The organism is Erwinia mallotivora, assembly GCF_000590885.1.
Taxonomy (GTDB): Bacteria; Pseudomonadota; Gammaproteobacteria; order Enterobacterales; family Enterobacteriaceae; genus Erwinia; species Erwinia mallotivora.
Genome location: NZ_JFHN01000006.1, coordinates 1 through 834, shown reverse-complemented (window position 1 = coordinate 834; position 834 = coordinate 1). Strand labels below are relative to the sequence as shown.

The following is an 834-nucleotide window of genomic DNA, read 5'->3' as shown; positions in this document are numbered from 1 at the left end:
TGAGAAAAAGTCTGTTCAGACATTTCAGGGACGACACCGTTACAATATTTATTGATCATTGCGACAGTTCTTGAAAGTAAATTCCCGATATCATTTGCCAAATCATTGTTCAGTCGCTGCTGAATAACTGCCTCGCTGATAATGCCGTCTGAACCAAAACGAAGCTCTTTGATTAGCGTGTAGCGCAAGACATCACAGCTGTATTTTTCAGCGGCATAAAGAGGATCAACACCATTGCCAAGTGATTTACTCATTTTGCGGCCATCACTGCCCAATAAATGCCCTGAAACCAACAGACGCTTGTAAGGAGAAAAACCCAACGCTTTGCACATACTCAGCCAAAACAGAGTATGTGTTTTGAGAATATCTTTACCGATAATATGTTGTGATTCCTGCCAGAATGCCTGTGCATCATCCGGATGATGCACAGGCATTCTGGCAGGAATCACAACATATTATCGGTAAAGATATTCTCAAAACACATACTCTGTTTTGGCTGAGTATGTGCAAAGCGTTGGGTTTTTCTCCTTACAAGCGTCTGTTGGTTTCAGGGCATTTATTGGGCAGTGATGGCCGCAAAATGAGTAAATCACTTGGCAATGGTGTTGATCCTCTTTATGCCGCTGAAAAATACAGCTGTGATGTCTTGCGCTACACGCTAATCAAAGAGCTTCGTTTTGGTTCAGACGGCATTATCAGCGAGGCAGTTATTCAGCAGCGACTGAACAATGATTTGGCAAATGATATCGGGAATTTACTTTCAAGAACTGTCGCAATGATCAATAAATATTGTAACGGTGTCGTCCCTGAAATGTCTGAACAGACTTTTTCTCA

Annotated in this window: 2 protein-coding genes; one reads left to right on the top strand and one right to left on the bottom strand. The window is 42.0% G+C overall.

The features are described 5' to 3' along the window. A partial coding sequence (locus tag BG55_RS22185; protein ID WP_034932762.1) for a class I tRNA ligase family protein occupies positions 1–428 on the bottom strand: 428 nt, incomplete at its 3' end. On the opposite strand from BG55_RS22185, the gene BG55_RS00035 reads away from it, so the two are divergent. Then, positions 407–834 (top strand): class I tRNA ligase family protein (locus BG55_RS00035; protein WP_034932762.1); only part of this gene is annotated, 428 nt, incomplete at its 3' end. The genes BG55_RS22185 and BG55_RS00035 overlap by 22 nt on opposite strands.